Raw genomic sequence first — 12,994 nt, 5'->3', positions numbered from 1 at the left:
TCTTAAGACGTCATGAACGAGAAGAATAGGGATAAAAAACGCCGATGATTCCGTATGAAAAACGGGATCATCGGCGTTTCTTGCGCAGAGGGCGGAACCGTCCGGCACTGCGATTGATTTCAGCTCGATTTTTGCAACCTTACGTTCCTTCGATGGCGGCATGAATCCGTTCAATTTGTTCCGGTGTCGTCCGGCAACAACCGCCGATCAGGCGTGCCCCTGCCGCATACCACTCACTGGCAACTTCATCAAAAGCTGTACACACCGATTCACCAGACCATGTTTTCTTGACGGGATCATACTGTTCCCCCGAATTCGGATAGACGATGATCGGCACGTCCGTCAGTCGCTTCAATCCCGTTACGAAATCTGTCGTAATCGACGCCGGAAAGCAATTTGCACCGAGCGCAGCGAGTTGCGGATGGCGGCCGACTGCTGCGACACAATCCGCAATCGTCGTCCCTTCACTGATGTGTTCCGCATCGCGAAGGGAAAAAGCGAGCCAGGCCGAGTGTTCCGGAAATTCTTCTAATATCCGAAACAAGACGGTTGCTTCTTGAAGCGACGGAATCGTTTCGAAGGCCAGTAAATCTGCTCCTGCCGCAATCAACGCCTCGATTCGGGGACGATGAAAGTTCTCAAGGGTCGCATCATCGACACCGTAGTGTCCGATATATTCTGATCCATCGGCCAAATACGCCCCGTACGGACCGACTGATCCGGCAATCAACGATCGTGTCCCTGCTCCGGCGACTTCTTGACGTGCATGTTGCGCCAAGTAGACCGTCTGCTTGATCAGTTCGATCGCTGCATCCGTCCCGATTCCCCGTTGTTTAAACCCTTGCAAACTTGCTTGATAACTCGAGGTGATGGCACAGTCCGCACCGATTCGAAAATAGTCAGCATGGACGCGGTGAATCTGTTCCGGCTCTTCGACCAAGACCCGTGCCGACCAGAGAGGATCGGCGAGATCACTCCCATGCCGCTCCAGTTCTGTCGCAAGTGCTCCATCAAGTAAAATAAACGGTTTTTCGTTAAGTAAGGCTTCAACTGGATTTTTCTGTTTTGACATCTTCCACACTCCGTTTCTGTGATTTTTTCGTCAGGTAATGCACGAGATAACAAAGTCCGATAAAGGGAATTCCAAAATATAAGGCAACACGCTGCGTAGGATCAAAGGCAATCCCGATCAGCGACAATAGGCAAATCAAAAAGGAGACAATCGGGACGACTGGATAAAATGGTGTCCGGTACACCAAGTCTTGCAAATCGTGTCCTTCTCTCAGGTAACGCCGCCGAAAGAAGTATTGCGAAGCACTGATGCTCATCCAGACAACGACGACAGCAAGTCCTGAAATCGAGACGAGTGCGATATAGACGCTTTCTGCTGCGTAGACACTTGATAGCAGTGCAAACAATCCGCCGAGCATACTGAACATGACAGCGCGTGTCGGAACACCGTTTTGACTCAATTTAGCAAAGAACGGTGAAATCATCCGTTGATCAGACAACGACCACAACATCCGTGACGCGGCGTACAACCCGGAGTTCGCTGCGGAAAGGATCGCCGTCAAGATGACGAAGTTCATGATGTCCGCCGCAAATTGAATCCCGATCCGTTCGAAGACGGCAACGAACGGACTCTCGAGCACACCGTTCGCATCCGTCGGTAGTAAAATCGCCAGGACGATGATCGTGCCGACAAAAAACACGACCAGCCGGACAATCGTCGTCCGGATGGCAAGAGGAATCGTCCGCTTCGGATCAACCGCCTCGCCTGCCGCAACACCAATCAGTTCTGTCCCCGAATAGGCAAAGTTGACGGCGAGCATCGTCATCAAAATCGCAAAGGCCCCGTTCGGGAAGAGTTCCCCTTCCGTCAGCGGTCCGAACAACGGAGCTGCTTCTCCTGACGCCAGTGGAATAAAGCCGACGATTGCTGCTGCCCCTAAGACGATGAAGGCGATGATCGTCATGATTTTCACGGCAGAAAACCAAAATTCGACTTCGGCGAACACGCGCACTGTCAGTACATTAATCACTAAAATGATGATGACGAACAATCCGCTGAACAACCAGACCGGCACGTCAGGGAACCAGCGTTGCATCAATAAACCGGCTGCCGTAAACTCGGAACCGAGCGCCACCGTCCAGGTCAGCCAGTAGAGCCAGGCGACCGTATAGCCGGTTCCCGGTCCAATGTACTTTGTCCATAACTATGAAAGGCACCGGTTTCCGGCATATGTACAGCGAGTTCCCCTAAACAAAGCATCACGAGATAGACGACGAGTGCTCCGAGTAAGTAGGATACAATCGTTCCGATCCGCCCTGCTTGCTCCAATGTGTACCCCGTACTCAGGAACAGCCCCGTCCCGATGACGCCACCTAACGACAGCATGACGATATGACGGGATTCCATCTTTCGTCGAAATGTTGTTTTTTGCTCCATCCTCCACCACTCCTCTTTCTCACTCAATAAAAAAAACGCACTCCTGTACAGACAGGGTGCGTCGGTCGACAACATGAAGAGCGCTTATCGATCGGGTACAACACCCGCAGGAATTAGCACAGTATCTTTCGACCTGTTGCTGAGGCTTCAAAGGGCCAGTCCCTCCACCTCTCTGGATAAGAATGTAATTTTTCATAACAGTAGCAGTCCTTTTTTGAATTGTCAACACAATTCAGATAATAGAATTCAAAAAAACGTCTCCTACCGCATTGGCATGAGACGTCTTATTGTTATTTTTTTACGAAGAGATTAGCTGTCTTAAGGGCCACCCGAACCGCTTTACGGTTCAATGTACCTTCTTGATGTTTAACCACCTTCGTCTGCTTGTTGAGTTTATCTTGTAACGTTTTAATCTTTTTGTCTTTATCTTTATCATGTTTTTGAATCGCAGCAATTTTTTTCTCTTCTTCCGGGAAGAATGATTCAAAACGTGCGATTGCTTCTTCCATACTGATTCCTGTAATCGGTTTAACCGCTGGGAGGAGTTCTGTTTTCGCCATTTCACGATCAAACGGCACGTTCTCTGGATAGTTCGTGTCTTGATAGATATGCTCCAAGTCGTTCGTGTTCAAGAAGTCAAGAAAGTTGTCGAAGTTTTTCACTTGAATCCGCGCCGGGCTTTGGAAGTCTGCTGTTTCGACGACGTCCGAAAGCCGTGTGTCTGCCGTGATGTCATTTGCCCAGATGTGAGTCAATTGATGGTAATCTGTTAATTCACGCATCCTTGCATCTTTAGGAATCAAAATACTTGGTGTTCCAGCGAGTGTCGCTGTGATGTTTCCGTGGAGACGTGCACCAAAGCTCAAGTCAGCTTCTTTGAGGAAGTCGAACCACGTTTGAGCGTTTAAGAAGAAACGAACACGGTCATTCATATACACCGGGTGTGACATTCTAGCTGCATAATTCATATCTGAAAGGTCTCCAAACGGATGAGTTCCAGTGTACGTCAACTTCAATTCTTTCATCCATTGTGGGATGAAATAGTGATTTGGATACTCTTCCATTCCACGTGTGATAAAATCAAGGACATTTTTGGGTGAAAAACGTGATGAATTGACACTAACCATCGAATCTTTCGTGATGTTTGTCTCACGAATGTGAAGATTACGACCGAATGCATACATCGATGGGCAACCGATGACTTTATGATCGATGCCTTCACGGAAACCAAGGCGTGTCAGGTATTTCGACGTGATTTCACCACGAAGTCCAATGATGCTTGAACGTTCGAGGACTGCGCTGACGAATGCTTTAACATCCTCGTCGAACGGGAATCCGCCTTTTAAGTCCGGCTCGAATGGTGCGCGTAGACCAACACCGATGACGACGACCGGAATTTTCAATTTTTTAATCAATCGTGTGTATTTTCGAAGGGACGATGCGAACTCTTGACGGAATGCATCTGCAAGTGGAATGACGTAAAGATCAAATTTTTCGTTGATCTCATCTGCACGTTCTTCATCATAGTAGTAATAGTCAGGCGTGATCGTCGTTCCTTCCGTCATCAATGTTCGGAAGATACTGTACTGATAGATCAAATTCCCAACGTTCCCTCCGATTGAATTTTCTCTCATTATATACTCAGCATCAAACTGTTCAAAGGGTGTCATACCTGCACGAATAATAATACGCTTCATGTCAAATTATCCCCTCTCACAAATCCAAAAAAACATTAACAACTTATATTTTAGAGATATCTAAATCATATCCCTTACTTATACTTAAGTCTATTTTAATTAAAGAGATAGAGTATCATTTAAAAGAATATTCTTATCATTTAAATTTTATTTAATATTTTCCCCACTTGTAATCAGAGTCAGTCAAGAAAAATTTACGAACATAACATTTTCTAGCTACATAAATAGCTTCTCTTAAGATAAACGATAGAGTCACCTTGGAGAAGCTATTTGTAATTCTCGATTTCGAAGCCCTTCAACAGCTTAAATAGTAATTGATAGCTGTTCATATACCTTTAAATTCGTAAGAATCATCCGTAACGTCGGGTACACCGCTGGCTCCGTTCCTTCTATTAAACTGCCAAACAGATGGTCTGCTTCGACCATGCCTTGTTTTTCCATATCCCGTTGCAACGACGACTTCATATCCGGTGCCATTTGGTGAATCCGTTTTTCCTGCTCCTGTTCGATATGTTGCACGAACGTTGCCCCTTGACTTTCCATGGCTTGTTTTGCTTCTTGTAAGACATTCCGGATGACACGATCCCCGGCTGCGTCGTCGCGAATCGGACCGATCGGTGCCCGAAATAGCGAAGTCACTCCGGAAAAAGTCGTAATGAAGAGATACTTTTGCCACATATCTTGCATGATGTGGTCTGATGCTTTAATCGATGCTTTCGTCCCTGCAAGTGCTTCCTTCACCTCAAACAAGCGATCCGTCCAGTCCCCTGTTCTTGGACCAAACACGAGTTGATGGGCAGGACTCGTCTGAATGACGCGTCCATTCGTGTCAAGCGTCGATTCAATGAAGCATAAGCCTCCGAGGACACGCGTCTCGCCAAATTTAGCGACGAGTTGTTCGATATGCCGCATCCCGTTCAAGACAGGTAACACATATGTATCAGGTCCGACGAACCCTTCGAGATCCCCGATGACATGCTCCAGGTGGTACGCTTTCGTCGACACGATGACTAGGTCAAACGTCTCTTTTGTTCCAACTTGGATTAAACGCGGCGTCAACGACACGTCTCCGTGCGGACTGTCAATCTCAAGACCTGTTCGCTCTAACTCCTTTGCCCGACGCTCACGGACAAGAAACGTCACGTCTTCCCCTTTTTCTGCTAGGCGTCCCCCGAAGTACCCTCCGACAGCTCCTGCACCCACGACTAAAATCTTCATCATATATCCTCCTTTGTCTTAAAGATCAACATGTTTTTCTCAGAAAATTGTTTTCTACATCCTATCATACTGAAGGTAATGCGAATGTAAACCAAACGAAATAAAGCGTTTTCATTAAAGCGCTTGCATTTTATATTCAGTCGTTTATACTACTTGTATACAAGTATACTCATAAAACAAAGCAGGTGATTTTTATGTCTGATTTTTTATACCCGATTAAATGGTTATCAAAAGCATCAACTGGAGATCGTGTCGCCCACGAACTCCGGATGCGTATCATTTCCGGAAAGATTGAGCAAGGGACCGTCCTTTCTGAAAATAAATTAGCGACGGATTTTTCCGTCAGTCGCTCGCCCGTTCGCGACGCTCTAAAAGTTCTCGCTGCTGAACGGATCATCCGGCTTGAGCGGATGGGTGCCGTCGTCGTTGGTTTGTCGGAAAAAGACATCCGCGAGATTTATGACGTCCGCCTGTTAATCGAAACGTTCGTCTTCGAACGAATCGTCCGGATGGACCGTCAAGAACTCGTCCGTGAACTGAGCAAGATCCTTGAGATGATGAAAGTCGCGATCAAGTTTAATGATGCCGACGAATTTTCGTATCAAGATGTTCTGTTCCACGAGACGATCATCCGGTCGATTGATCACAGTTATGTCAGCATGATTTGGCAAAACTTAAAACCGGTCATGGAAAGCTTCATCCTTTTATCGATGCGGACTCGCTTCGAAGGACAGATGGAGGATTTCGACCGGATCATCGCCAACCACGCACTTTATATCGAAGCCATCGAAACAGGAGACCGTGAACGGATGGTCACGTCTCTCCACCAGAATTTCGACGATGTCCAAGAAGTCGAAGATTTATGGCAATCGCAACAGATGATGACGAAAGGAGTCGAACCACATGACTGAATACATGCTAGGAATCGATATCGGGACGACGAGCACGAAAGCTGTCCTCTTTACGACAAAAGGAGAAGTTGTCGGCCAGACGAACGTCGGCTATCCGCTCCACACGCCAAACCGCTCGACTGCTGAACAGGATCCGGAAGAAATTTTCCACGCCGCTCTTGAAACAATCCGTCTGCTGACGAAGCAGTATCCGGACCAAAAACCGAAATTCGTCGCTTTCAGTAGTGCGATGCACAGCTTGATTGCCATCGACGAGGACGACCAGCCTTTGACTGCCTGCATCACCTGGGCGGACAGTCGGAGCGAAGCCTGGTCGAACCGGATTAAGGAAGAGTACGGAAATGATGTCTACCACCGGACCGGTACACCGATTCACCCGATGTCCCCTCTCGCGAAAATCTTTTGGCTCGTCGAAGACCGGCCGGAGATTGCCGAGCGGACGAAAAAATACATCGGAATCAAGGAATTCGTCTTCCAGCGTCTGTTCGGACGTTACGTGATTGATCATTCGCTCGCATCGGCGACAGGATTGTTCAATATCCACGACATGAAGTGGGACTCGAAAGCCTTAGAGATCGCCGGCATCGATGCTTCAAAATTGTCGGAACCTGTCTCGACGACGACACAGTATTCGGACATTAATCCTGAATATGCAAAACAAATCGGACTTGATCCGGCAACACCTTTCATGATCGGTGCCAGTGACGGGGTCCTGTCAAACCTCGGTGTCAACGCCATCCGTAAGGGCGAGATTGCCATCACGATCGGGACGAGCGGTGCGATCCGGACTATCATTGACCGGCCGCAGACGGACGAAAAGGGACGGACATTCTGTTACGCACTGACTGAAAAGCACTGGGTCATCGGTGGTCCGGTCAACAATGGCGGGATGGTCTTACGCTGGATTCGTGATGAGCTCGCATCGGCTGAAGTCGAAACAGCGAAACGACTCGGGATTGATCCGTATGCGGTGTTGACGAAAATCGCTGAACGGGTCCGTCCGGGTTCAGACGGACTGTTGTTCCATCCGTATCTATCGGGCGAACGGGCACCTCTTTGGAATCCGGACGTCAGTGGCTCATTCTTCGGATTGACGTTGTCACATAAAAAAGAACATATGATTCGTGCCGCGTTAGAAGGTGTCATCTACAACCTGTACACTGTCTTCCTGGCATTGATTGAATGTATGGATGGTCCTGTCACACGGATTCAAGCAACCGGGGGGTTCGCGCGATCTGAAGTGTGGCGTCAGATGATGGCCGACATCTTTGAGTCGGAAGTCGTCATTCCAGAAAGTTTTGAAAGTTCATGTCTCGGGGCTTGTATTCTCGGATTGTATGCGACTGGGGAAGTCGATTCATTCGAAGTAGCTGCTGAGATGATTGGGGAAACACATCGTCATGTACCGAATGAAGAAGCGATGCACGAATACCGTCAATTGCTACCGATCTTCATCAGCTTGGCACGGACGCTTTCAGCCGACCATCGGCGGATCGCAGAGTATCAACGTAGCTTGATTCAGCAAGAAAACTAATTTATCTTTTGGGGGAAGTCACATGCCGTTAGTCATCGTTGCCATTGGGATCATCACATTACTCGTTTTAATCATGGGGTTGAAATTAAACACGTTTGTTTCATTAATCATCGTCTCGTTCGTCGTCGCTATACTACTTGGAATGCCGCTCGACCAAATCGTCACGACGATTGAAGCCGGTCTCGGCGGAACACTCGGTCACCTTGCGCTGATCTTCGGACTCGGTGCAATGCTCGGGAAATTAATTGCTGACGCCGGTGGTGCACAGCGGATCGCGATGACACTCGTCGCGAAATTCGGGGAAAAGAACATTCAATGGGCAGTCGTCGTCGCTTCATTCATCATCGGGATCGCGTTATTCTTCGAAGTCGGACTCGTTCTATTAATTCCAATCGTCTTTGCGATTTCACGTCAGCTTCGCGTCTCGATTCTCTATCTCGGGATTCCGATGGTCGCAGCACTTTCTGTTACACACGGCTTTTTACCACCTCACCCCGGTCCAACTGTCATCGCGGGTGAATACGGGGCAGATTTAGGGCAAGTCTTACTTTACGGTTTCTTAGTCGCTGTTCCGACGGTCATCATCGCCGGACCGCTCTTTACGAAAGTCGCAAAACGTCTTGTGCCGGAATCATTCAAAAAAACAGGTAACATCGCCTCACTCGGCGAACAAAAAGAATTTGATTTAAGCGAAACACCTGGATTCGGAATCAGTGTGTTCACAGCAATGCTACCGGTACTCTTGATGTCGATCGCCACGATTTTGACATTGTTACAAAAAACACTCGGCTGGGATGGCAATGCGGTCCTTTCTGCCATCCAGTTCATCGGGAATGCTTCCACAGCAATGTTGATTTCGTTACTCGTCGCAGTCTATACGATGGGACTTGCACGTAATATCCCAATCAAGACCGTCATGGATTCATGTACGACAGCGATCACACAAATCGGAATGATGTTACTCATCATCGGTGGTGGCGGTGCCTTCAAACAAGTCTTAATCGATGGAGGCGTCGGTAAATATGTCGCTGAACTCTTTGCTGACACAACACTTTCACCGATTTTACTCGCGTGGTTGATTGCCGCGATCTTACGGATTTCACTCGGTTCGGCGACGGTCGCTTCACTGACGACAGCTGGACTCGTCATCCCGCTCCTCGGTCAATCAGACGTCAACCTCGCCCTCGTCGTGCTTGCGACTGGTGCTGGTAGCTTAATCGCTTCGCACGTCAACGATGCCGGGTTCTGGATGTTCAAAGAATACTTTGGTTTAACTATGAAAGAAACTTTCGCGACGTGGACGCTGCTTGAGACAATCATTTCCGTCTTCGGACTTGGATTCGTCCTCCTCCTCAGTCTCGTCGTCTAAAAAAAGGAGTCGTTACACTATGCTAAATTCAATCGGAGTCATCGGCCTTGGTGTCATGGGACGCAACATCGCCATGAACATGGCGAGCCATGATGAAAACGTCGCTATCTATAACTACACGCCAGACTTAACGGAACAACTCGTCGCAAACCGCGAAGGATTACCGCTTCATCCGTACTATGACGTCGAAGCCTTCGTCCGCTCACTCGAGCGTCCACGCAAGATTTTTGTCATGGTCACGGCGGGAAGTGCCATCGATTCCGTCATCGATTCGCTTATCCCGCACCTTGAGAAGGGCGATATCATCATGGACGGTGGGAACTCCCACTTCCTCGATACGGAACGTCGCTTCGACCAACTAAACGAGCATGGCATCGAGTACATCGGTGTCGGTGTCTCGGGTGGGGAAGTCGGGGCCCGGACCGGTCCTGCCATCATGCCGGGCGGAACAAAAGAGGCGTACGATCAAGTCGCGCCGATTTTGACAAAAATTGCAGCACAAGTGAACGGCGACCCATGTTGTGTCTACATCGGACCTAAAGGGGCCGGACACTTCGTCAAGATGGTCCATAACGGAATCGAGTACGCTGACATGCAGTTGATTGCAGAAGCTTACAGTTTCCTCCGTGTCCGTCTCGGACTCGATGTCGAAGAAATTGCGGACATCTTCTCCTCATGGAACGACGGCGAGTTAAAAAGTTATCTGATTGAAATCACGGCTGAGATTTTACGGAAAAAAGATGACGAGACGGGTCTTCCCTTGATCGACGTCATTCTCGATCAAGCCGGTCAAAAAGGAACGGGCAAATGGACGAGCTTGCAGTCCATTGATAATGGGATCGCTTCCTCTATCATTACGGAGGCACTCTTCGCCCGTTATCTCTCTGCCGTCAAAGCAGAACGTGTCGCTGCCGCCTCTGTCCTCGGTGGACCGGAAGCCCGTGCAGCGCTCGACAAAGACGTCTGGATCGAACGCATCCGCCAAGCACTCTACATGGGTAAAATCGCTGCTTACGCACAAGGCTTCACCCAGTACCGGACTTCATCCGAACTGTATGACTGGAACTTACGTCTTGAAGAGATTGCCTTGATTTTCCGTGGCGGTTGTATCATCCGCGCCGAGTTCCTCAATGTCATCAGCGAGGCTTTTGCAACGGACGCATCACTCGACAACTTAATGCTCGCACCGTACTTCGCAGACAAGGTACAGGCGTATCAAACGTCGCTCCGCCAAGTCGTCGCAGAAGGTGCGCTCACAGGTCTTGCGTCACCGTGTCTCAGCACGTCACTGACGTATTACGACAGTTACCGGACAGCGAATTCAAATGCCAACATCCTGCAAGCACAACGTGATTATTTCGGAGCCCATACGTATGCCCGGACCGATCGCGAAGGAATGTTCCATACTGAATGGCAATGACTTATACAGCTCTATCTCCCTGTTTCATTCAGGGAGATAGAGCTCTTTTTTTGTTCACAATTCATTTCTTGAAATAAGAATTTACAGGTTAAACCTTGACAAAAGAGACGCTTTATATGAAATTAGTATTAGATTAGAATTATTCTAGTGTGATAAGTACAGTTATTCTTAACGACTAGAACAGATTCTTAAATAGAACCCAACAGGAGGATTTTTATCATGTCTTTAATCGGAAGTGAAGTAAAACCATTTAGTGCATCAGCATTCCACAACGGAGAGTTCGTCGATCTTACAGACGCTAACCTTCGTGGAAAATGGAGTGTCGTTTGTTTCTACCCAGCAGACTTTACATTCGTTTGCCCGACTGAGCTCGAAGATCTTCAAAACCAATACGCAGCACTCAAAGCGCTTGACGTTGAAGTGTACTCCGTTTCAACAGATACGCACTTTACACATAAAGCTTGGCACGAAACTTCAGAAACAATCGGTAAAATCGAGTACGTCATGATTGGTGACCCGTCACACGTCATCTCACGTAACTTCGAAGTCTTAAACGAACAAGATGGACTTGCTGATCGCGGGACGTTCATCATCGATCCGGACGGCGTCATCCAGACTGTTGAAATCAACGCTGGTGGAATCGGCCGTGATGCAAGTACACTCGTCAACAAAATCAAAGCAGCACAATACGTGCGCAACAACCCAGGTGAAGTTTGCCCGGCGAAATGGGAAGAGGGTTCTGCAACACTCACACCTAGCCTTGACCTCGTAGGGAAAATTTAAGGAGCGGATTTGAGATGGCTTTAGCAGCAGATATTAAAGCACAACTCGCTCAATACCTTGATTTGTTAGAAGGAGACATCGTCCTCGCCGTCAGCGCCGGGACGGACTCCGTCTCACTCGAGATGAGCGAACTCGTCGAAGAAATCGCGAGTATGTCACCACGCATCAGCATCGAACAGGCGACGCTCGCCCGGACACCGAGCTTCAGCGTCAACCGCGCTGGTGAAGTAAGTGGAATTACGTTCGCCGGGATTCCGCTCGGTCACGAGTTCACGTCACTCGTCTTGGCTTTGCTCCAAGTCAGTGGTCGTGCGCCGAAGATCGATGCGCCTGTCATCGAACAAATTAAAGGCATCAAAGAGACGTATCACTTCGAGTCGTACATCAGCCTCAGCTGTCACAACTGCCCGGATGTCGTCCAAGCCTTGAACGTCATGAGCGTCCTCAACCCGAACATCAGTCACACGATGATTGACGGTGGAGCGTTCAAAGAAGAAGTCGAGCAAAAAGAAATCATGGCTGTCCCGACGGTCTTCGTCAACGGCGAAGCATTCGGGAACGGACGGATGTCACTCGAAGAGATTCTTGCGAAGCTCGGTACGGGTACAGATGCAGCCGATTTCGCTGACAAAGATCCGTACGACGTCCTCGTCGTCGGTGGCGGTCCTGCCGGTTCAAGTGCCGCGATTTACGCAGCACGTAAAGGCATCCGGACCGGGATTGTCGCAGAACGTTTCGGCGGACAAGTCATGGATACGATGAGCATCGAAAACTTCATCAGCATGAAGTACACGGAAGGTCCGAAACTCGTCGCGAGTCTTGAAGAGCACGTCAAGGAGTATGGCATCGATGTCATGAACCTGCAACGGGCTACTCGCCTTGAGAAAAAAGACCTCGTTGAGCTGGAACTTGAGAATGGTGCGGTCCTCAAAACGAAAACGTTGATTTTGTCGACAGGTGCACGCTGGCGTAACGTCGGTGTCCCAGGCGAACTTGAGTTCAAGAACAAAGGTGTCGCGTACTGTCCACACTGTGATGGTCCACTCTTCGAAGGAAAACGCGTTGCGGTCATCGGCGGCGGAAATTCCGGTGTTGAAGCGGCCATCGACCTCGCAGGTCTCGTCAAACACGTCACGGTCCTTGAGTTCGCACCTGAACTGAAGGCAGATGCAGTTTTACAAAACCGACTCGCAAGTCTTCCGAACGTCACGGTCGTCGCAAACGCCCAGACGAAGGAAATCACGGGGACGGATAAAGTAAACGGCATCACGTATGTCGAGCGTGAAACAGGCGTTGAACAACACGTTGAGCTGGAAGGCGTCTTCGTCCAAATCGGTCTCGTGCCGAACACGGACTGGCTTGGTGATACAGTGGAACGCAACAAATTCGGTGAAATCCTCGTCGACCGTCATGGTGCGACGAATGTCCCTGGTGTGTTCGCAGCAGGTGACTGTACCGACAGTGTGTATAAACAAATCATCATCTCGATGGGCTCAGGTGCGACAGCTGCACTTGGTGCCTTCGATCATATGATTCGCAATTAATCGTTTAAACGTCTTGCTTCGGCAAGGCGTTTTTTTAATTTAAATATTATGTTTTCATCGATGTACGAT

The 12,994-nt window shown here is 48.8% G+C and carries 9 protein-coding genes, 1 pseudogene and 1 riboswitch; of the genes and pseudogenes, 6 read left to right on the top strand and 4 right to left on the bottom strand.

Annotation, left to right across the window (positions count from 1 at the left end):
• Positions 1 to 139 precede the first annotated feature (139 nt).
• The 4 genes and pseudogenes from mmuM to KNP94_RS06900 form a co-directional block, all read right to left on the bottom strand.
• Complete coding sequence (gene mmuM, locus KNP94_RS06915) at positions 140 to 1,072, bottom strand: homocysteine S-methyltransferase (protein WP_215115482.1); 933 nt, start codon at positions 1,070 to 1,072, stop codon at positions 140 to 142.
• Positions 1,047 to 2,449: pseudogene (locus KNP94_RS06910) on the bottom strand (amino acid permease). Before KNP94_RS06910 ends, mmuM begins: the two are co-directional and overlap by 26 nt.
• Positions 2,450 to 2,530: 81 nt before the next feature.
• Positions 2,531 to 2,632: riboswitch (SAM riboswitch) on the bottom strand.
• A 107-nt stretch (positions 2,633 to 2,739) separates the two neighbouring features.
• Positions 2,740 to 4,146, bottom strand: a complete 1,407-nt coding sequence (locus KNP94_RS06905; RefSeq protein ID WP_215115481.1) for a polysaccharide pyruvyl transferase family protein — start codon at positions 4,144 to 4,146, stop codon at positions 2,740 to 2,742.
• A gap of 303 nt (positions 4,147 to 4,449) precedes the next feature.
• A complete protein-coding gene (locus KNP94_RS06900) occupies positions 4,450 to 5,364 on the bottom strand; it encodes a ketopantoate reductase family protein (protein WP_215115480.1) in 915 nt (304 codons plus the stop codon).
• Between the two features lie 194 nt (positions 5,365 to 5,558).
• On the opposite strand from KNP94_RS06900, the gene KNP94_RS06895 reads away from it, so the two are divergent.
• From KNP94_RS06895 to ahpF, 6 genes are all read left to right on the top strand, one after another.
• Positions 5,559 to 6,275 (top strand): GntR family transcriptional regulator, encoded by a 717-nt coding sequence (locus tag KNP94_RS06895; protein WP_088838264.1) that lies wholly within the window; start codon positions 5,559 to 5,561, stop codon positions 6,273 to 6,275.
• Positions 6,268 to 7,809: a gluconokinase gene (gene gntK, locus KNP94_RS06890; protein WP_214808483.1), complete on the top strand. Its 1,542-nt coding sequence runs from the start codon at positions 6,268 to 6,270 to the stop codon at positions 7,807 to 7,809. Before KNP94_RS06895 ends, gntK begins: the two co-directional genes overlap by 8 nt.
• 22 nt (positions 7,810 to 7,831) lie before the next feature.
• The gene (locus tag KNP94_RS06885) at positions 7,832 to 9,178 is read left to right on the top strand and encodes a GntP family permease (RefSeq protein ID WP_029332123.1); all 1,347 of its coding nucleotides are present in this window, start codon (positions 7,832 to 7,834) and stop codon (positions 9,176 to 9,178) included.
• A 19-nt stretch (positions 9,179 to 9,197) separates the two neighbouring features.
• Complete coding sequence (gene gnd, locus KNP94_RS06880; RefSeq protein ID WP_215115479.1) at positions 9,198 to 10,598, top strand: decarboxylating NADP(+)-dependent phosphogluconate dehydrogenase; 1,401 nt, start codon at positions 9,198 to 9,200, stop codon at positions 10,596 to 10,598.
• Positions 10,599 to 10,817: 219 nt separating this feature from the next.
• Positions 10,818 to 11,381 (top strand): alkyl hydroperoxide reductase subunit C, encoded by a 564-nt coding sequence (ahpC, locus tag KNP94_RS06875; RefSeq protein WP_028105377.1) that lies wholly within the window; start codon positions 10,818 to 10,820, stop codon positions 11,379 to 11,381.
• 14 nt (positions 11,382 to 11,395) lie between these two features.
• Positions 11,396 to 12,925 carry an alkyl hydroperoxide reductase subunit F gene (ahpF, locus tag KNP94_RS06870; RefSeq protein ID WP_214848517.1) on the top strand — a complete coding sequence of 510 codons (1,530 nt, stop codon included), beginning with the start codon at positions 11,396 to 11,398 and terminating at the stop codon, positions 12,923 to 12,925.
• The last annotated feature ends 69 nt before the right edge of the window (positions 12,926 to 12,994 follow it).

Origin of the sequence: Exiguobacterium sp. s80 (genome assembly GCF_018618725.1) — a bacterium.
In the GTDB taxonomy this organism is placed as follows: domain Bacteria; phylum Bacillota; class Bacilli; order Exiguobacteriales; family Exiguobacteriaceae; genus Exiguobacterium_A; species Exiguobacterium_A oxidotolerans.
This window is presented reverse-complemented; position numbering and strand designations above follow the sequence as displayed.